The organism is Microbacterium sp. FW305-3-2-15-F-LB2, assembly GCF_058787255.1.
The window spans coordinates 2593219-2612375 of sequence record NZ_JBYSZO010000001.1 but is presented as its reverse complement, the minus strand read 5'-3'; the positions used below and the strand labels follow the sequence as shown (position 1 = coordinate 2612375).

The window sequence follows — 19157 nt, the reverse complement described above, 5'->3', positions numbered from 1 at the left end:
ACCGGTCGAACAAGGAGGTCTCTCATGGTCATGGAAGTTCCGATCGGTCGTCCGGAGCAGCGTCAGATCGTCACCGAGATCCCGTGGACCCGTATCGACCTCGACCTCTACGAGGTGGCGCGAGACGGACGCATCGTCGGCTACGTCGAAGTCGTCGGCTCGATCTTCGTGGCCCTGGGCGGCGTGCGCTACGACCGCGCAGTCGAGATTGCACAGCACCTCACATTCCACGCGGCCGTCGACACCGTGCTCCGGCGCGTCGGCCGGTGACGCGGAGGTCTCCGACCATGACCGCGGATCCCCTCCCCACCGGCCCCCATCGCCCTGTGCGTATCGCGCACCTGCCCCCGTTGCGCAAGCAGGGGCGAGAATCGAAGGATGACACGAACGCTGGCCGCTCTTCCCGGGGCGGCTCGTCTGCTGTGCCTGAGCCGCCGAAGGGGCGAGATCTGCACGCGTGAGGAAGGCCATCGCGGCCTCCATCACCGTCGCGGCGGGTCGCTGCTGTGGAACGACTCGCAGGCGGATCCGCCGGAATGCCCGGGCGCCGGGTCGGCCGCGGAGGCGGCACCGACTCTCGACGACGGCTTCCCCGGCGGACGAGCCCTGTGCTCCGTGTGCTGGGCGTTCGTCCCGCTGACCGAGGACGGCACCCTCAGCCCGCACGATACGTGGCGAGGGGACCCCACCCGCGCGGACGCCGATCGACGTCGCGACTGGTTCAACGCCTTCGGCTGGTGAGGTCAGGTGCCCCGCAGCGCCACGACGGGTTCGACGCGTGCCGCGCGGCGCGCCGGGAGACCACCCGCGACGAGGCCGACCGCGGCCCCGAGGAAGGCGCCGCCGACGGCCACGAGGGGGTTGAGCACGGGTGTCCAGTGCTGGACGAGTGCCACCGCGACCACCGTGAACACCCCGAGCGAGGAACCGATCAGTCCGCCCAGCCCGCCGATCACCACCGACTCCACGACGAATTGCGCCGCGATCTGGCGGCGGGTCGCTCCCAGCGCGCGACGCAGGCCGATCTCGGCGGTGCGCTCGGTGACCGAGAGCATCGTCACGGTGGCGATCCCCAGGCCCCCGACGAGGAGCACCACGATGCCCACCACCGTGAAGATGGACGCGACGTCGCTCTGAACCCCCTTGCTGACCTCGGATCGGGATGCCGGCGCTCCCACCGTGATGTCGTCCGGTGCATCGGGAGCCAGGGCGAGGGCGAGTTGCGGACGCAGTTGCGGGCCGGCTCCGGGCACGATGCGCGCTCGGACCTCGCTCGGGGAACGCAACGCGAAATCGACCCGCGCGGCCCCGTCGGGAATGATCACCGCGCCGGCGAGGTCGCCCACGGCGTCGACGTCGGTGATGATGCCGATCACCGCGTACGCCCGCCCGTCGAGGAAGATCGACGGTTGAGCGTCCAACCGGCGCACGCCGAGCGCGTCCGCGGCCTCGGCGCCCAGGACGGCGACCCGGTCTCCGCGCCGATCGTGTCCGGCGTCGAAGAACCGTCCGCTCACGACCCGGGCTCCCACGGTGTTGACCAGTCCGGCACCGGATGCGAAGACCTTCGGTGAGACGGTGGCGGGGGCGGAGGGATCGACCACCGACACCGCCGACACCGACCCGCCGCGCAGGTCGAGGGGGCTCAGGGTCGCGGATGCCTCCACGCCCGCGAGACGGCTGATCCGATCCGCGGCGTCGGCGGGTAGGGTCGCGGTGGCGACGCTCTCGCCGTCCTGGTTCTTGGCCGTCGCGGGGCGTGCCACGACCTGCGTCGACGCGATGGCGGTGAACTGCCGCTCGATCTGGTCGGAGGCGGTCTGCGCGAGACCGGCCGTGGCCACGAGAGCCGCGATGCCGAGGACCGCGCCGGCGATGGTGACGATCAGTCGGCCGGGGCGCGCGCCGATGTCGCTGGTCGCCTCGATCATGAGATCGCCGAAACGGAAACGGTCGGGCGACTTCTTGTCTTTCATGAGACCTCGCTCAGGCGGCCGTCGGTGATCCGCACGACGCGATCGGCGCGATCCGCTACGGCGGTGTCGTGGGTGATGACGACGAGCGTCATTCCCCCTCGGTGCAGTTCCTCGAACAGCGTCATGATCTCCTCCGTCCTCTCGCCGTCGAGGTTGCCGGTGGGTTCGTCCGCCAGCACCACGCGGGGCCGGGTGACGATGGCGCGCGCGACGGCGACACGCTGACGCTCGCCCCCGGAGAGGACGTCGGGTCGGAAGTCGATGCGGTGGTCGAGCCCCACCCGGTGGAGAGCCTCGCGCGCGCGAGTCTCTCGCTCGGCACGGGGCGCGCCACTGTAGATCAGGGGGAGCAGGACGTTCTCGAGGACCGTCCGACGGGGGAGCAGATGGAACGACTGGAAGACGAATCCGAGGACGCGCGCCCGCAGCGCCGTGCGGGCCTCGTCCCCCAGTGCTGTCGTCGAGGTGTCCTCCAGCAGGTACTCCCCGCTGGTGGGGCGATCGAGCAGCCCCAGGACGTTCAGCATCGTCGACTTTCCCGAGCCACTCGGCCCCACGATGGCCAGATAGTCGCCATCGACGACGGTGAGGTCGATTCCGCGCAGGGCGCGAACCTCCGGGTCGCCGGGAAAGGATCGCGTGACCTCGCGCAGCTCCAGCAGTGGCGCGCTCATCGGCCGACCACGACCTGGTCGCCGACGGACAGGTCGCCGTCGACCGGGCGGATCTCCACCGCGCCGGAGGCCGCGAGGCCCGTCTCGACGACGACCAGACGGGTGGAAGCCTTCGGGTCCCGTGGGTCGCCGGAGACGACCTCGACACGGTCCTCACCGCCGGGGCCCGCGGAGAGCGCAGCCAGGGGCACGTGCAGGACGTCGCCGGCGGTGCTGGCGACGGGGATGCGGACTCGGAGGTTCTTCCCCCGGAGCTCAGCGAGCTGCTGGTCGGTCACGGCCGCGGGGGCGAGGAGGATCTTCCACCGGTCTCCGGACTTCTCGCCCGGGGTGACCTCCGACACGGTGGCGTCGAGAGACGTCCCGTCGGGCAGATCCACCGTCGCCTTAGACCCTTTCGCGAGGAGGCGCCCATCCGACTCGGGCGCCGAGCCCGCCAGCGACAGCGTCGCCCCCGACACGACCATGGCGGTGCCCTTGAGCTCGGTGCCGCGCTGGGCGTCCACGGAGTCCACGCGCCGGGGCAAGTTGGAGAGGTAGAGCACTTCCCCGGCGGGGAGCGACGGGAGCGCCCGTTCCCGCGCACGTGCCAGGTCGTCGCGCGCCTGCTCGAGCTGGTCCCTGGCTGATTCGAGGTCGGCGCGGGTCGCCGACGTGTCCTTGGGCGCGTCGAGTTGAGTCCGCTTGGCCTGAGCGAGCGACAGGGCGTCGCGCAGGGTGGCGACGGTCGCATCGTCTTCCCCCTGGCCCACGGCCGTGTCGAGGGCACGCTGAGCGGCGGCGACCGCGTTGTCGGCTTCCTGCTTGTCCACCGCTGTGGCCCCGGCGCGCGCCGCGTCGTCGGCGGTCCGGGCGGCCGCCACCGCGCGTTCGGCGGACGCGACGGCGCTCTGGGCGCTCCGCACCGCGGCGATGGTCTCGTCGGGGATGGTCGGAGCGGGATACCCCGCTTGTGCATACAACGCGGTGACCGCGGAGGCGGCCTGTTCGTCGAACATCGCGTTGGCCGGGTCTCCGGCATCCAGCCCGATCGCCCGCATCGCGGTCTTGAACTGCGAGACGTCCGGACCGGAGACCCCGAATCGGAGAGCGCGGTAAGCCGGGAGTTCGCCGGGGAGAACGATGACCGGGCGCCCGGCAACCTCGAGCGCGATCGAGAGCTTGTCCACCTGCGCCCCGACCTCCGGCACACGACCGGTGACGATCGCGGCGCCGGGGAGTCCGGCGGTGTCGACTTTGACCTCCACCGGGTCGGCGTAGCCGAAGTCGGCCCGCAGGGTCACGTCGTTGCTGAGCGGGCCGGATTCGACGGGAGCCGTGACGTACCCGGGCGCGGGAGGCGCGCTGTTCGCGGCCGCGTCGGCGGGTGAGATGACGAAGCGGCCGACCCCGAGCCCCGTCGCCAGCGACGCGACCGCCACGGCCGCGACGATCCACAAGGGTCGGTTCCGCTGCACGACGGCGACAGTGGATGCCACGACCGCCGTCGTGCGTTCCCGCAATCCCGTCACGATCGTGCCTGTTCGGCGGCCGCCTTGGCTGCCTCGAGCTCGGACTTGTGTGCGGCGACGAACTTCTCCTCTACCGCCCACTGCGCCTTCTTCGAACGCTCGGCGTAGTCGGTCTTGGCGCGGCAGTCGAAGTCGGCGAGGGCGGTGTCGATCTCGACCTTCTTCAGTTCGGCGATCTTGGACTCGTCCGGCAGCGTGGATCCGTCGCCGTTGACCTCGCCGATACGGGTGCTGATGCTCATCAGGGCGTCGGACTGGGTCTTCAGGTCCGGGTAGCCGGCATCCGCCATGCACGAGGACCAGTCGCTGTCCGCCTTCTGCTGCTCGGGGAGGGAGCTGATCTCGGACGAGAGGTCCTCGAACGCTTGCCGAAGATCGGCGAACTCGTCCGAATCGAGGGGGTTCTGCTGTCCGGCCTCCACCTGGGCGGCACCCTGGCATCCGGCCTTCTCGGGATCGAATTGACCGCTGACCTCCCCCGTGGCGTACTGGCCCCAGAGCGCCTCGTTGAAGGCGTTTCGCTCCGATTCCGAGAGCGACTCGACGTAGTCCGCGTTGGGGTCGGTGGTCGTGGACTCGCCCAGCGAGCTGAGCATCCCGTAGCCGTTCTGCGCCACCCACTCGCGGTCGTCGGGCTTCTGCTCCTGCCCGCTCGCGACCGAGCCCAGGTCGGTGACGGGGGTGTACTCGAAGCCCTTCTCCTTCATGCACGCGGCGACGAGGGTCTCGGACTTCTTCTGTCGCTCCGCGAACTCGGCGTTGCGCGAGGTCGGATCGGCATCGACGCCGTAGATGGCGGACAGGTAGGGCGTGAGCGGGGACTCGCCCGCTGAACTGGCGTCCGGCGTCGGGCTGGACGACGCGCACCCCGCGAACATCAGGAGCGCGCCGAGGGTGGCGGGGACGGTGAGAGTGATGCGATTGATGGACATTGATACCTCCGGTTCGGAGGTCAGAGGTAACAAGCGTTCTTAGCGAAGACTTATGCGCACCTATGAGTCTCTGATGTCTCCCGCGCCATCTCGCGGGAGTCGCCGCTTCGCGACCTCACCGAATCACCCGTCATGTCATCCGCGCTGTTCCACCGACCATCTCGACGATCTCGGCCGCGCCGTACGATGGCGTCATGGTCCCGGTTCGTGTTCTCGGCGTGGCCTTGGACTCCGCCCACCAGCACGTGATCCTCCTGGCTCCGCTGCCCGGCTCGGGCGTCGAGGACGGCACCGTCCTCCCGGTATGGATCGGTCCGCAGGAGGCGATGTCGATCCTCGTCGCGGTCGAGGGAACGAGTACTCCACGGCCGCTCGCGCACGACCTGATGGTCGTCATGCTGCGTCAGCTGGCGGCATCCGTCGAGCGCGTACAGGTGACGCGGCTCGCCGAGGGCACCTTCTACGCCGAGATCCACCTGCGGACACCGACGGGTCCGTTGATCATCGATGCGCGTCCCTCCGATGCCATCGCCCTCGCCGTGCGCACGGACGCGCCGATCGCCGTCGCGGAAGCAGTCTTCGCCGTCGCGGGCGTGCCCGAGGGAGCCGTGGAATTGGACACGCGCGGAGACGAGGATCGCGTGGAGGAGTTCCGCAGGTTCCTCGACGACGTGGACCCCGAAGACTTCGACAGTTGACCGGGCCGTGAGCGCCCCGCGCGCTCCTAGACTCGAAGAGCCGCCCGCCGTGGCGGAAATCACGACGAACGGGGTACGGATGCAACTCGCCATGGTCGGACTCGGACGAATGGGCGGCAACATCGTCCGCAGGCTCATGAAAGACGGCCACGACTGCGTCGTCTACGACGTGAACCAGGACGCGGTGAGCGGTCTGGCTGCGGAAGGGGCCGTCGGGGCGAACAGCTTCGCGGATCTGGCCGCGAAGCTCGAGGCGCCGCGCGTGGTCTGGCTCATGATCCCCGCCGGGCTGACCGGCAGCGTCGTGGACCAGGTCGCCGATGTGCTGGAGGCCGGCGACATCATCATCGACGGGGGCAACTCGAACTACCGCGACGACGTCCGTCGGGCCGCGAAGCTCAAGGACGCCGGCATCCACTACGTCGACGTCGGCACGAGCGGCGGCGTGTTCGGTCTGGAGCGCGGCTACTGCCTCATGGTCGGCGGCCCCGATGAGGCCGTCACCCACCTGGAGCCGGTGCTGCGCACCATCGCTCCGGGCCCCGGCGACGTCGAGCGCACCCCCGGTCGGACCGGTGACTACTCCCCGGAGGAGCGCGGCTACCTGCACTGCGGCCCGTCCGGCGCCGGGCACTTCGTGAAGATGGTCCACAACGGCATCGAGTACGGCATCATGGCCGCGCTCGCCGAGGGACTCAACGTGCTCAACAACGCCGACGCGGGCCTCAAGCAGGGCGAGCACTCCGCCGAAGTCGCGCCGCTGGAGGAACCCGAGTTCTACCAGTTCGACATCGACACCGCCAAGGTGTCGGAACTGTGGCGGCGCGGATCGGTCATCTCGTCGTGGCTGCTCGACCTCACGGCCGCGGCCTTGGCGCAGAATCCCACTCTCGACGGGCTCGCGGGCCGCGTGTCGGACTCGGGTGAGGGACGTTGGACCGTGAAGGCCGCCGTGGACACCGGCGTTCCGGTCCCCGTGCTGGCATCGTCGCTGTTCGAGCGGTTCGCTTCGCGAGGTGAGGACCACTTCGCCAACCAGGTGCTCTCGGCGATGCGACTGCAGTTCGGCGGTCACCAGGAGCTTCCCGCCGGAGACGTGCTCGAAGCGGGCGGCAAGAAGGCCGACAGCAGCGGGAGCTGAGTCAGCGCTTCAGCGTGATCCCGCAGATGAAGAGGGTGGCTCCGTCGTTCCACACTTCGGTGGCCGGAGCGACGCAGCCGCCCTCTTCCGCGGTCAGGAGCGCGATCTGGCCGTTGCGGTACTCCGCGTAGGGCCCGATCGTTCCCTGCACCGGGGCGGAGACACCTTCGGGCAACGAGCCGACAGAAGAGAGCGCCTGCATCAGGGACACGCTGCCGGCCTCGGTGTAATAGTTGCTGGCGTCATAGTCGCGGCAGTTCGCGGTGCCACCGCTTCCCGTCGGGAAGCCCGTGCCGAGGCAGTACCCGCCATCGGGCAGGTCGGGCAGGGCGCCGTTGCGCGCTCGGTACTGCTCGAAGATCTGCTGCCACTGACTCAGCCGCTCGGTCGCCTCGGCGTTCGGTCCGGCGGGCGCGGGCTGAGCGGTCAGAAACCAGACGAGGAAGCCGACGGCGGCGGCGATGATCACGGCGCCTGCGGCGATGGCACTGCGGGCGGCGAACGACAAGCGAGTGCGCGGCACGGTCATGCACGGGACTCTGGCAGGCGCGCCACGCTCGGCCGCGCGGCGGCGCCGGAATGACGCGCGCCGCGGCCCGAGACTCCATCCGGCAGTTCATCCGTGCGGGGTCGGGGAGACTAGAGGGATGAGCAGTGCTTCCTCACCCGCATCCTCCGATCGCTACGTCGTCGCCACCGACGGCGCGTGCAAGGGGAATCCGGGTCCCGCCGGGTGGGCCTGGGTCGGCGAAGACGGCCATTGGGCCGCCGGCTCGATCCCGGAGGGGACGAACAACATCGGCGAGCTGCTCGGACTGCTGCACGCGATCACCGACCACGCCGATGTCCGGGACCTCGTGGTCCAAGCGGACTCGAAGTACGCCATCGACACGTACTCGTCGTGGATGGACGGACATCGCCGCCGCGGGTGGGTCACGTCGGCGAAGAAACCCGTCGCCAATCGCGGCATCCTCGAGGCGCTCATCGCGGCGAGGGATGCGCGTCGCGCCGCTGGGCTCCCCGACGTGGTGCTCGAGCACGTTCGCGGGCACAGCGGCCATGTGCTGAACTCGTGGGCCGACGAGCGCGCCGTGCGGGCGTCGCAGCATGCCGCGAAGGGCGAGGAGCTCATCTGGACTTCGCTCCGCGGCCTCGACCGACTCGATGTCGCGTCGGCCCCGCCGCGCTCCGCCGCCGACCGCAACGGGCGCTGACGCGAGGTATCAGGTCTCGAGCACCTCACGCTCCTCGGCGGCGGTGAGCCCGGCGTGGCGGGGGCGATCGATCCCGCGTGCCCGCTCATCGTCGAGAGTGCGACGCATCGTCTCGGCGAGCGGTCGACGTACCCCGCCCGCCGCCAGGAACGCGGCGTCGCTCCGCCGCGCGAAGCCTGCCTCGCCGGCAGGCAGCCACAGGGGGAGGGATCGCCGTCCCGACCAGTACTGCACGCCCCGTGCCTCGAGCGTGTCGTCGTCGAGGGTGACGCTCTCCGTCGCCGCGTCCGCGGCGTCGCGGGCCGCGGTGAGGACGTCGGCGAGCGGATGCTCCTCGCCGACCGCGTTCACGGGCCCCGTGACACCCGCGCGCCCGGCGAGTTCGATCCATGCCGCGAGGTCATCGACGTCGATGCCCTGGACGTGACGCCCGGTGCTCGTCGGAACCAGGACTCGTCCGCCGCGGGCGAAGCGCGCGGGCCAGTAGCCGAACCTGTCGGTGGGGTCACCCGGACCGACGATGAGTCCGGCCCTGACGAGCAGCGCCCGTTCCCCCCTTCGCACCGAGGTGAGTCGCTCGGCGTGCACTTTGGCATCCGCGTATCGCGTGAGATCGACGGGGTCGACGAGCTCTGCCATCTCGTCGGCGAAGGGGACGTCGGCGCGAGCGTAGACGGACACGCTGGACACCAGCGTCCAGTGCGCGGCGCGACCGGCGAGGGCATCCAGCGCGGATGCCACGAAGCCCGGGTCCCACGAGAGCTCGACGACGTCGTCCCATTCACCGTCGACATCGTCGTACGCGCCGGGGGTGCGCCTGTCCGCGCGGAGCAGTCGGGCACCCCGGGGGACGATGCCCGATTCTCCGCGGGCCAGGCACGTCACCTCGCTGCCGTGCGCGAGCGCGGCTTTCGCGATGGCGCGGCCGAGCCACGCGGTGCCGCCGAGGATGAGGACACGTCGCATGGTCGCCAGCCAAGCATCGTCACGGTCGCGTGAGGAGGGACGTTCGCGGAGGGCGGAGTGCCCGCCCGAGCCGGCACGTCGCCCGAGAGCGGATCAGAACGGCGGCGGATCCGGTTCGGGAACGAACGCGACGTACCTTTCGGGCCGGTCCGTGACCGAGCGCCCGAGCGGGCTCGTCCACTCGATGCTCCCGTCGGGGAGCTGCTGGGCGGTCCAGGAGGTCTCGGTCTTGAGCGTGTGATGGCGCTTGCACAGGCACGCGAGGTTGCTTCGGGCGGTCGGTCCGCCACGGGCGTGATCGTGGTTGTGGTCCAGGTCGCATCGGCGCGCCGGCTGACGGCATCCGGGGAATCGACAGTGCACGTCGCGCGCCCTGACGAAGCGTCGGAGGGTGGGGGAGGGGCGGTACCGGTCGACCGCGAGCACCGCGCCGGTGATCGGATGCGTGACGAGCCGCTCCCACGCGGGGCAGTCGGCGAGGAGTCGCCGCGCGGTGTCGGCGTCGATCGGGCTGACCCCGTCGACCTCGGCGCCGCGGTCGCTCGCACCGACGGCGGTGAGGGCGGGAACCACGACCGACACCTGCGCGCGGATCGCCCCGAGTCCGCCCGGCAGGGATCCGGTGGTGGGGTCGACCGCCGGCTGGCCGGTGAGGACGAGATCGCACAGCAGGTCGGCGCGGACGTGGTCGATCGTACGGCGGTCGTGCACGGCATCCGGACCGGTGTCGTCGAGCTCGGCGGATCGTGCGACTGCCCGGATCTCGCGCGCCTGTCGGGTGAGGCGGTCGTACATCGCCCGGATCTTCGTGGCGCCGTCGAGCACGCCGAGTCGGGCCATGCCGTCGACGTCGTCGTCGATCCAGACGCGGCGATGCTGTTCGGCCCGCGCGAACCGCTCACTGATCGACGCGGGATGGAGTTCCTCGACGAGGGCGCGAGCGAAGGCCCGCGTTCCGGCCACCGTGTCGGTCGCCGCGCGTTCGACGACGCGACGCTCGAACTCGGCACGGACGGACGGATCGGCGAGCTCTGCGCCGATCTCGCGGATGACCGCCGCGTGCCGGGGGCCGAGCCGCGCCTCGGCGAGTGCCCGTAGCGTCGCCGGGAAGTCGTCGACCAACTGCAGGGCCTCGCCGAGGCGGCTTTGCACGGTGGGGTCGTTCCATCGGAGGGCGACCCCGATCTCCGCCGCGATGGAGCGCAGCGCCATCTCGCGTTCCTGCACCGCTCGGGGGCGGTGCTCGGTCCGGTGGAGTGCGACGCGCATCGCGGCCGCGAACTGCAGGACGCGGGCCGCCTCGAGCTCGGCGAGAGCGCGCTCGCTCTCGATCAGCGCGCCGACCACGTCGGTGAGGACGGCGTCCTCCCGATCGTCGAAGACGGGCGGTCGATCTGGCATGCACACATGCTGCCAGGGGCCACCGACATCGCGTCCCGGCTGTCCACGGGGGAGGAGCGGTCAGGCTCCGACAGCCGTGCCCTGATGGAAGACGCAGCGCGGGTACGGGTCGCAGCGCCACAGCGCCGATCGACGACTGTCGCGCCCGTCGAACAGGAGGCGGTAGTGCAGCAGGACGAGGTCCGGGCCCACGACCCGGGCCTCCCGCTCGCTCATCTCGAAACGGCCGCCCGGAGTGTCCGTCGTCAGTGCCGCGATGATCTCGCTCCGGGTCCACCGCCGTCCCGACTGCCCGATCTCGGCGAAGTCCTCCGTGAGGAGCTCGCGCAGTCGGGCGGCATCGCCGCGGACGGTGGGTGTGAGCAGCAGCTCCTCGCCTTCCCACGCGAGCCGGACCGGATCGGGAACGGTGACTGCATCCCGATCGCGCTCGCGTCGGAGAATCGCGTAGGCGACGGATGCCAGCGGCTCGCCGCCTTCCACGGGCCAGCCGTCGCGGTAGGAGGCCTCCTGCGTCCACCCGCAGCGAGAGAAGATGCGGCGCATCGCGACGTTGTCGGCGCGGGTCTGCCCCTCGAACCGGAGCACCGCCGGCCGCGTCTCGAAGACGCGGTCGGTCGCCGCGTCGAGCGCCTCGGCGCCCAGCCCGCGGCCGCGCCACCGCTCCGCGAGCCGCAGGTCGATCATCGCGGTCGGATCGTTCAGGTCTTCGAGGCGGAGCACACCGACACGGCCGTACTCGGGATGATCGATCCACAGCGCTTCGGTGTCGGCGTCGCCCCATGCGCCGGCCTGGATCGCGGCATCCACCTGGTCGGCGGTCGGCCGCTCGACGACATGGAACGGGAAGGCCTCGGTCGTGAGGAACCGGCGGAGCTCTTCGCGGTCGGTGCCTGCGGCATCCAGGGGAACGAGGCGAACGTTCACGGAGGGGCGGCCCGACCTCATCGCACCGACGCGCGGCGCAGCAGGACGTACTGGCCGACGAAGGCGAGGACGATCACGATCACCGCGGCCACGGCGGCCCACCACGGCTGCGCGGCCGGGGCGAGGGGGATGAGCAGGATCACGGCGATCCCCAGGCCGAGCACCGAGACGGCGCCGAGCGCGGTGGGACCCATGGCCCCGAACCGCACCCAGGCGGCGGCGAACGCACCGCCGCCGGACAACGCGAACAGTGCGCCGAGGAAGGACGTGAGCGCGAGCTGCCACGGGTTGCCGGAGCCGAGGATGGCGACGTCCGTGAGGTACAGACCGAAGAACCAGTGGTTCGTGGCGAGTTCGACGGCCAGCAGCACCAACAGCATCGCGGTGACGTACAGCGCGAGCGCGACGTGAGTGAGGAGGGTTCCCCCGACGAAGGTGCGGCGTGTGCTCCCGAGGGAGAGCGCGAGCGGGAAGGTCAGCGACACCGTCTGGATCCCGAGCCACACCAGGAAGCCCGGCAGCGCCCAGACCACACCGCCGTTACCCCGACTGCTCTGCACCCATTCGGCGCTGCCCGGCTCGAGACCGGCGCGCCAGAAGATGACGGCGAGGATGACGATGAATGCGAAGACCACGAGCATGATCCCCGGTGGAGTGCGCAGCAGCAGGGCACGCTGTGCGAAATGGAGTCGCAGCACGTCCAGCGGCGAGGCGCCGCGTCGACGTTCGATGGTCGAGGTGCTCATGCGCGCGTTCCTTCCAGGGATTCCGCCTCGACGCCGTACGCGGCGACGAGGTCTTGCAGGGTCGCCGGGGTCAGCTGCACCCCGGCTCTCGCCGCGCCGTCCCGGAGGGCGTCGTCGGCCGGCGTCTCGAGGACGACGGAGCAGAGGCCGCCGATCGTCCGTCGCTGCAGCACCGGTCGTCCCGCGGCTACGGTCTCGACCGCCGCCGCGAATCCGCTGACGGTGACCGCGCTGCCGCGCAGATCGTCGGCGGCGGCCGTGCGCACGAGACGCCCCTCGTCCACGATCACGACGTGCTCCAGGAGGGGCTCCATCTCGTCGATGAGGTGCGTGGACACCAGGATCGTGCGGGGATGATCGATGTAGTCCTGCATGAGGGTGTCGTAGAAGAAGCGGCGGGCCGTGGCATCCAGTCCGAGGTAGGGCTCGTCGAAGATCGTCAGTGGCGCACGCGAGGCGAGGCCGAGCACGATGCCGAGCGACGATGCCTGGCCCCGGGACAGCTTCTTGATCGCCGTCTTGCGGGGGAGTCGGAACCCGTGGACGAGGCGCTCGGCGACCTCGGTGCTCCACCCCGCGTGGAACAGTGGAGCGACCTCGAGCACCTGGCGCAGCGTGAAGTCCTCGGGGTACCTCTGGTTGTCGCGGACGAAGCTGATGGATGACATGGTCGAGGCATCCTCGAAGGGGTCGGTGCCGAACACCTCCACCGAACCGGATGTGGGCCGGTCATGGCCGGCGATGATCGACATGAGTGTCGTCTTACCCGCGCCGTTGCGGCCGAGGAGGCCCGTGATGGCGTTCATGGGGATGTCGAGGGTGAGGTCGTCGAGGGCATGCGTGCGCCGGAAACGGCGCGACACCCCCGACAGGCGGACGGCGGGCTGCGTCATGAGGATGCCCCTTCCTGGTCGATGATGCGATGGATGTCGGTGAGGTCGAGGCCGAGGGAGCGGGCCTCGGCGAGGAGTGGCGCGACGAAGCCGGCGCGGAAGGCGGTCGTGCGCTCGTCGCGGAGTCGCTGGCGGGCACCCTCGCTGACGAACATGCCGAGACCGCGCCGCTTGTGGAGGATGTCGCGGTCGACGAGGAGGCCGAGACCCTTGCCGACCGTCGCGGGGTTGATGCGGTGGAACGCGGCGAGCTCGTTCGTCGAGGGCACTTGCGTGCCCTCGGGATAGCTGCCGGCGAGCACGCCGTCGGCGATGGACTCGGCGATCTGGATGAAGATCGGCTTGCCGTCGTCGAGCATCGGACTCCTTGGGTTCGTTACTTGAGTAATGAACCTAGGAGGTCGGACGCGGGATGTCAAGGACCGGGCACCTCGCGGTTCCCTAGGCGACCGCTCCCGTCTCGCCGGACACCACGAGGTCGGCCCGCGTGCGCGTCGCCTCGATCAGCGCGGCGTTGACGCCGTCGACCTCCCGCGCCCACGCCGTCGCCGCCTCGATCGTGCGACCGTGCCGCGTGTGCCGCTCGATGAGACGCTGCTCGCGCGCGCCCGGCGGCGTCGCGCAGAACCACGCCTCGTCGAGTTCGTCGCCCACGAGCGCCCACGGGCCGTCGTCGACGAGGAGGTAGTTGCCCTCCACGACGACGACCCGCACTCCGGGTTCGATGGCGATTTCGCCCGCGACGCCCTCGTCGACCTCGCGACGGAAGCTCGGCGCGAAGACGGTGTGCCCGGTCTCCGCGCGCACGCGGCGCAGCAGCGCGAGGAAGCCCCACCCGTCGAACGTGTCGATCGCGCCCTTGCGACCGTGGCGGCCGAGCCGGTCGAGCGTGGCGTTGGCGAGGTGGAAACCGTCCATCGGCAATGCCGCCGTCGTGTCCGGGCGTCGGGTGTTCAGCTCCGAGACGAGCGCCGCGGCGAGCGTCGTCTTCCCGCTCCCGGGGCTCCCGGCGACGCCGAGCAGGAATCGGGACGGTCCGGATGCCGCCCGCTCGACACGGTCGGCCAGGGCCGCGACGGCGTCCGGGGGCGGTGAGGCGAGCGCGGGCATGTGCCGAATGTATCCGTCGTGCTCGGGCCGCACCGGTTTCGCGTGCAGAGTTCCCGGCCCAGCGGATCGGCCCGGCTGTCCCGCGGCGGAACGATCTCGGCCCTCGACCCCCGGCTCACTCCATGAGCAGCGCTGTCGCCCGCGGTGCGAGGAAGTGATCCATGACCAGCTCGGCCGCCCCCTGTGCGGCGATCTCGTCTCCGACCGTGGAGCCCTCCACCCGGAACGTGGGACGCGAGACCACGAGTTGCCGGCGCACAGCCTCTTCCATCACGGGCAGGAAGGCCGGGCGCAGGCGGTCCCAGAGCGGCCCCCCGATCACGACGCGAGGGACGTCGAGGAGGTTCACCAGCACACCGATCGCGACGGCGACCCGCTCGGCGGCTCGATGAAGGATCGCAGCCGCGGTTGCGTCGCCCGCGGCGGCGCGATGGGCCAGGTCGGTGACCGCGTCATCGAGGGCGAGATGGTCGGTGAGATCGGGAAGGTCGATGAGGCCGGCCTGGGCTGCCTGGATGACGAGCGCCTCGGGCACGCAGGCGGCGGCCAGGCCGCCACGCCGGCCGCTCCATCCGAGGTCTTCGGCATCCGGATCGACCAGGATGTCGCCGATCTCCCCGATGTTGTTGCTCGCGCCGCGCAGGACCTGTCCCTGACTCACGACCGCTGCGCCGACACCGGACCCGAGGTACAGGAAGACGAAGTCGGGGTGAGCGGAAGCGCGCAGCTCCGCCGTCGCCGAAGCCGTGACGTCCTTGTCGAGGAGAACGGGCATGCCGGTCGCGTCGTGAAGATCCGCCCGCAGTCGCACATCCCGCCAGCGGGGGAGCTGCGGGGGCGCGAGCACCGTCCCCGACCGCACGTCCACCGGGCCGGGCACCGCGATACCCACGCCCAGTACCCGTTCCCGCTCCACTCCCGCCTCGCGGATCACGCGGCCCGCGCTGACCGCGATGAGCGAGGTCATCTCGCTGGGCGCGAACGCCTGCGGAGTGCGCAGCTGCTCCCGACGGTGGACGTGTCCGCCGAGGTCGAGAAGCATGATGGTCAGTCGGGCCGGGTCGACGTGGATGCCGATCGAGAACGCGCCGGCGCTGTTCACGGCGAGGGGGATGCTGGGCCGTCCCCGGCCGGCGTCGCTCGGCGCGCTCTCGCAGATCATCCCGAGGTCGAGCAGCCGTCGCGTGATGTTGGAGATGGTCTGCGACGACAGTCCGGACGCTCGCTGCAGATCCGTTCGGCTCTGACCGGGACCGCGACGGATGAGATCGAGGATCACCGCCTGGTTGAAATCGCCCAGGCGCAGGATGTTGCTTCCCCTCAGCATGGCCGCACGCTCGATTCGGTCACGGAGCCGGGCGACCACGGGTCGGCGAAGAGGTCGCGCTCGGTCGGATATTTCCTACCTGTGAGGGTAAACCGGGATGGCGTTGTCGACGGCGACGTGCGGTCGAGGATCATCGCCGTTCCCCTTCGTTCCGTTGGCTTGACGCAATGCTCACCGTCGCTTATTTTTGGTCTCGCCTATTTTTCCCATCGAATCGGTAAAGTGTCGAAACCGGATGGGACAGTGCAGCGCAATGAAGCGTAGCCGCGTGGACGCTACGCCCTCGAGAGGACTCGCATGACGGACGGGCTTCACTACGTCGACGACATCGGACCGGGACGGGGGCGGCGCCGGCCGGCGCGCTCCTGGCTGCACACGAGCGCACCCACGCTCTCACTGGACGGGGAGTGGCGCTTCCGTCTGCTCGGTGGCGTGCCCGGAGCTCTGGGCTCCCCGGGGGTGCTTCCCCCCGGGGAGCGTCCGGACGACGTCGCCGATCCGGGCTTCGACGACTCGGCGTGGGACACCCTGCGCGTGCCGGGCCATTGGGTCCTGCAGGGCGAGGGGCGCTACGGGACTCCCCAGTACACGAACGTCCAGCTGCCGTTCCCCCAGGACCCTCCCTACACCCCCGACCGGAATCCGACGGGAGACCACCGGCGGACGTTCGAAGTCCCGGAACAGTGGATGCGGCGCGACGAGGTCGCCGCCGTCGTCTTGCGTTTCGACGGCGTCGAGTCCCGATACCGCGTGTGGGTCAACGGAGTCGACATCGGAGTGGGTTCCGGCTCGCGCCTGGCGCAGGAGTTCGACGTCACCGAGGCCGTGCACGCCGGAATCAACACGATCGCGGTGCGCGTACATCAGTGGTCGGCGTCGACCTACGTCGAAGACCAGGATCAATGGTGGTTGCCGGGCATTTACCGCGAGGTGACTCTTCAGGCACGACCGGTGGCCGGCATCGAAGACGTCTGGGTGCGGGCCGGATACGACCACCGCGCGGGAGTGGGGCTGCTCACGACCGAACTTCGTGCGGACGACCGCGCGTTCCCCGTGCGCCTGCGTGTGCCCGAGCTGGGCATCGACGTGCAGTGGGCGAGCCACGAGGAGATCGCCCCTCTCGTCGTCGCGCACGTCGAGGCCTGGAGCGCCGAGCAGCCCCGCCTCTACGACGCGACCGTATCCAGTCGTGACGACGCCGAGACGGTTTCGCTGCGCCTCGGGTTCCGCACGGTGGAGGTGCGCGGCGATCAGTTCCTCGTGAACGGCCGGCGAGTGGTGCTGCACGGGATGAACCGTCACGATACGCATCCCGACCTCGGCCGGGGCTTCGACGAGGAGTTCGTGCGTCGCGATCTCGAGCTGATGAAGAGGCACAACGTGAACGCGATCCGGACCGCCCACTATCCGCCGCATCCACGGGTCCTCGATCTCGCCGATGAGATCGGGTTCTGGGTGATGCTCGAATGCGACCTCGAGACCCACGCGTTCCATCACGGCAACGACGTGTTCTCGCCCGGGGTCGACGAATGGATGGACAACCCGAGCGAGGACCCCGCCTGGCGTGCGACGTACCTCGACCGCATGGAGCGCACGCTCGAGCGCGACAAGAACCACCCGAGCATCGTCATGTGGTCGCTCGGCAACGAGTCGGGGACGGGCGCGAACCTCGCGGCGATGGCGGAGTGGGTGCGCGCGCGCGATCCCGAGCGACCGGTGCACTACGAAGGAGACCGGGCCGGCGACTACACCGACGTCTATTCCCGCATGTATCCCGCCGTCGCGGAGGTCGTCAGCATCGGGTCGGACTCGACCGCGCTGTTGCAGGACGCCTCGGGTGCGCAGTCCGCGCGCCAACGGTCGAAGCCCTTCGTCATGTGCGAGTACGTGCATGCCATGGGCAACGGGCCGGGTGGTATCGAGCTCTACGAGAATCTCGTGGACCGCTATCCCCGCCTGCACGGGGGGTTCGTGTGGGAGTGGCGCGACCACGGCATCCGTGCACGCACTCCCGAGGGCGTCGAATTCTTCGCTTACGGTGACGACTTCGCCCCGGCGGGTGTGCATGACGGGCACACCTGTATGGATGGCATGGTCCTGTCCGATGGCACCCCCACGCCCGGGCTGATCGAATTCGCCGCCGTGACCGCCCCCCTTCGTTTCGACATCGAGGTGGAGGGGGACGCGGTCGCCGTGCGCGTGAGCAACACGCGGCACTCCGCCGACACGTCCGACCTGGTCTTCCCCTGGCGGATGGAGATCGACGGCGTCGGCGTGCGATCGGGGACTCTCTCGTTTCCGGCGGCCGACGATGGCGTCATCCCCGCGGGCGGGCAGGCGGTCGCCCACGTCGATCTCAGCGGAGCCTCGGACATGGACGGTGAGGTGTGGTTCACCGTGAGCGCAGCGCTCATCGAGGACGCTCCCTGGGCCCCCGCGGGCCACGTCGTGGCGGCGCAGCAGGCACTTGTCTCCGACACGCCCGCACCGTCGAGCCCCGTCTCGCGTCCGGCTCGGATGCCCGGCACCGCGCGAGACATCGGCGGGCGATATCGGCTCGGTGCGGCGGAGTTCGTCGACGGCCATCTCGTGTCGCTGGGCGCGCTCGCGGTGGACGGGCCGCGGCTGGAGCTCTGGCGGGCGCCGACGGACAACGACAACGGATCCCACATGGGCAGCTATGACGAAAGCGACCCCATGGCGGGGCGCGGGCTCGGCGTTCCAGGGCCCTCCCACGCATCGCGATGGCGTCAGGCCGGACTGGACCGACTCACCTCGCGGGTCGTGGAGATCCACCGCGGTGACGCGGTTCTGGCGCGCCGCACGCGATGGGCCGCCGCAGACACCCGGGCGGCGGTGACCCTCGAGGAGCGGTGGGAAGAGGCCGACGACGGTGTTTTCCTGACCCTGCACTTCCTTCCCTCGTCGCGGTGGGATCTGGTCTGGCCGCGCCTCGGCGTGCGGCTGGACCTCCCTGTCGACGTCGATGGCGCCGAGTGGTTCGGCACCGGGCCTGGGGAGTCGTACCCGGACTCGCGTCGGGGCGTCCTCGTGGGGAGGTATGCGGAGGATCTCGATCGGCTCACCTTCCCCTACGCCTACCCCCAGGAGAGCGGTCATCGCAGCGAGGTGCGTCAGCTCGACATCCGCCGGGGCGGCCGGAGCGTGCTGCGGATCGAGGCCGAGCGGGATTCGCGCGGTCGACGTCCCGGCTTCACGCTCGCCCGGCACACCGCGCAGGAGATCGACCGCGCCGCACATGCCCACGAACTCCCCGAGCCCTCATCCACCTTCCTGTACCTGGACGTGGCGCAGAACGGCCTCGGCTCGCGGGCCTGCGGTCCCGACGTCTGGCCCGATGCGATCCTGCGTCCTGAAGCCCGCTCGATGCGCCTGCACATCCGCGCCGACTCCCTGTCGTAACGCAGCGCCCGACGTCGCCGTCGTCCTCCCCGCCGACAGGGGTCGGCGGTCCGCGTGACCGCTGCCCGGTGGATCGCTCGACAGCGCCCGTACTCTCCGACGCCGTGCGACAGCCCCGCGGGACCGCCCGGCCCCAAGGAGCCGCCCCCGCCCGCGCGTCACGCGGCGGGGGCGGTCGGCATCCTCGTGTTTGATAATCGCGTCCGCACGCTCTAACC

General features: G+C 70.5%; 19 protein-coding genes. 6 read left to right on the top strand and 13 right to left on the bottom strand.

Annotation, left to right across the window (positions count from 1 at the left end; translation table 11 throughout):
* Positions 1-24: 24 nt before the first annotated feature.
* Positions 25-270 (top strand): hypothetical protein, encoded by a 246-nt coding sequence (locus AC3WLZ_RS12655; protein ID WP_412925265.1) that lies wholly within the window; start codon positions 25-27, stop codon positions 268-270.
* A gap of 108 nt (positions 271-378) precedes the next feature.
* Entirely contained in the window at positions 379-741 is a 363-nt protein-coding gene (locus AC3WLZ_RS12650; protein WP_492470266.1) for a hypothetical protein, read from the top strand.
* A gap of 2 nt (positions 742-743) precedes the next feature.
* Here the strand turns inward: AC3WLZ_RS12650 and AC3WLZ_RS12645 are convergent, their stop codons facing one another.
* From AC3WLZ_RS12645 to AC3WLZ_RS12630, 4 genes are read right to left on the bottom strand one after another with little or no spacing between them, the layout of a single operon-like run.
* Positions 744-1976, bottom strand: a complete 1233-nt coding sequence (locus AC3WLZ_RS12645) for an ABC transporter permease (protein ID WP_412925263.1) — start codon at positions 1974-1976, stop codon at positions 744-746.
* Positions 1973-2650: an ABC transporter ATP-binding protein gene (locus tag AC3WLZ_RS12640; protein ID WP_412925262.1), complete on the bottom strand. Its 678-nt coding sequence runs from the start codon at positions 2648-2650 to the stop codon at positions 1973-1975. Before AC3WLZ_RS12640 ends, AC3WLZ_RS12645 begins: the two co-directional genes overlap by 4 nt.
* Entirely contained in the window at positions 2647-4152 is a 1506-nt protein-coding gene (locus tag AC3WLZ_RS12635) for an efflux RND transporter periplasmic adaptor subunit (protein ID WP_492470265.1), read from the bottom strand. Before AC3WLZ_RS12635 ends, AC3WLZ_RS12640 begins: the two co-directional genes overlap by 4 nt.
* Positions 4153-4157: 5 nt before the next feature.
* The gene (locus AC3WLZ_RS12630; RefSeq protein WP_492470264.1) at positions 4158-5093 is read right to left on the bottom strand and encodes a hypothetical protein; all 936 of its coding nucleotides are present in this window, start codon (positions 5091-5093) and stop codon (positions 4158-4160) included.
* Positions 5094-5287: 194 nt separating this feature from the next.
* Between AC3WLZ_RS12630 and AC3WLZ_RS12625 the strand changes: the two genes are divergently transcribed.
* Both AC3WLZ_RS12625 and gnd read left to right on the top strand, forming a co-directional pair.
* A complete protein-coding gene (locus tag AC3WLZ_RS12625) occupies positions 5288-5791 on the top strand; it encodes a bifunctional nuclease family protein (protein WP_412925259.1) in 504 nt (167 codons plus the stop codon).
* 79 nt (positions 5792-5870) lie between these two features.
* Positions 5871-6932, top strand: coding sequence for a phosphogluconate dehydrogenase (NAD(+)-dependent, decarboxylating) (gene gnd / locus AC3WLZ_RS12620; RefSeq protein WP_412925258.1), 1062 nt, complete (start codon positions 5871-5873; stop codon positions 6930-6932).
* A 1-nt stretch (position 6933) separates the two neighbouring features.
* Here the strand turns inward: gnd and AC3WLZ_RS12615 are convergent, their stop codons facing one another.
* Complete coding sequence (locus tag AC3WLZ_RS12615) at positions 6934-7461, bottom strand: hypothetical protein (RefSeq protein ID WP_492470263.1); 528 nt, start codon at positions 7459-7461, stop codon at positions 6934-6936.
* Positions 7462-7579: 118 nt separating this feature from the next.
* Between AC3WLZ_RS12615 and AC3WLZ_RS12610 the strand changes: the two genes are divergently transcribed.
* Positions 7580-8146, top strand: coding sequence for a ribonuclease H family protein (locus AC3WLZ_RS12610; RefSeq protein WP_412925256.1), 567 nt, complete (start codon positions 7580-7582; stop codon positions 8144-8146).
* 9 nt (positions 8147-8155) lie between these two features.
* Here AC3WLZ_RS12610 and AC3WLZ_RS12605 read toward each other — a convergent pair whose 3' ends face one another.
* The 8 genes from AC3WLZ_RS12605 to AC3WLZ_RS12570 all read right to left on the bottom strand — a co-directional run bounded on the left by AC3WLZ_RS12605 (position 8156) and on the right by AC3WLZ_RS12570 (position 15516).
* Entirely contained in the window at positions 8156-9112 is a 957-nt protein-coding gene (locus AC3WLZ_RS12605) for an NAD-dependent epimerase/dehydratase family protein (protein WP_492470262.1), read from the bottom strand.
* A gap of 93 nt (positions 9113-9205) precedes the next feature.
* Complete coding sequence (locus AC3WLZ_RS12600; RefSeq protein WP_492470261.1) at positions 9206-10513, bottom strand: HNH endonuclease signature motif containing protein; 1308 nt, start codon at positions 10511-10513, stop codon at positions 9206-9208.
* Positions 10514-10573: 60 nt separating this feature from the next.
* A complete protein-coding gene (locus tag AC3WLZ_RS12595) occupies positions 10574-11440 on the bottom strand; it encodes a GNAT family N-acetyltransferase (protein ID WP_492470260.1) in 867 nt (288 codons plus the stop codon).
* A 17-nt stretch (positions 11441-11457) separates the two neighbouring features.
* Positions 11458-12186, bottom strand: coding sequence for a hypothetical protein (locus AC3WLZ_RS12590; protein WP_492470259.1), 729 nt, complete (start codon positions 12184-12186; stop codon positions 11458-11460).
* Positions 12183-13079: an ABC transporter ATP-binding protein gene (locus tag AC3WLZ_RS12585; RefSeq protein WP_492470258.1), complete on the bottom strand. Its 897-nt coding sequence runs from the start codon at positions 13077-13079 to the stop codon at positions 12183-12185. Before AC3WLZ_RS12585 ends, AC3WLZ_RS12590 begins: the two co-directional genes overlap by 4 nt.
* Positions 13076-13438 (bottom strand): GntR family transcriptional regulator, encoded by a 363-nt coding sequence (locus AC3WLZ_RS12580; RefSeq protein WP_492470257.1) that lies wholly within the window; start codon positions 13436-13438, stop codon positions 13076-13078. Before AC3WLZ_RS12580 ends, AC3WLZ_RS12585 begins: the two co-directional genes overlap by 4 nt.
* A gap of 82 nt (positions 13439-13520) precedes the next feature.
* Positions 13521-14189: a nucleoside/nucleotide kinase family protein gene (locus tag AC3WLZ_RS12575; RefSeq protein ID WP_492470256.1), complete on the bottom strand. Its 669-nt coding sequence runs from the start codon at positions 14187-14189 to the stop codon at positions 13521-13523.
* A gap of 115 nt (positions 14190-14304) precedes the next feature.
* Positions 14305-15516 (bottom strand): ROK family transcriptional regulator, encoded by a 1212-nt coding sequence (locus tag AC3WLZ_RS12570; protein ID WP_492470255.1) that lies wholly within the window; start codon positions 15514-15516, stop codon positions 14305-14307.
* A 297-nt stretch (positions 15517-15813) separates the two neighbouring features.
* Between AC3WLZ_RS12570 and AC3WLZ_RS12565 the strand changes: the two genes are divergently transcribed.
* A complete protein-coding gene (locus AC3WLZ_RS12565; RefSeq protein WP_492470254.1) occupies positions 15814-18939 on the top strand; it encodes a glycoside hydrolase family 2 TIM barrel-domain containing protein in 3126 nt (1041 codons plus the stop codon).
* Positions 18940-19157: the final 218 nt, after the last annotated feature.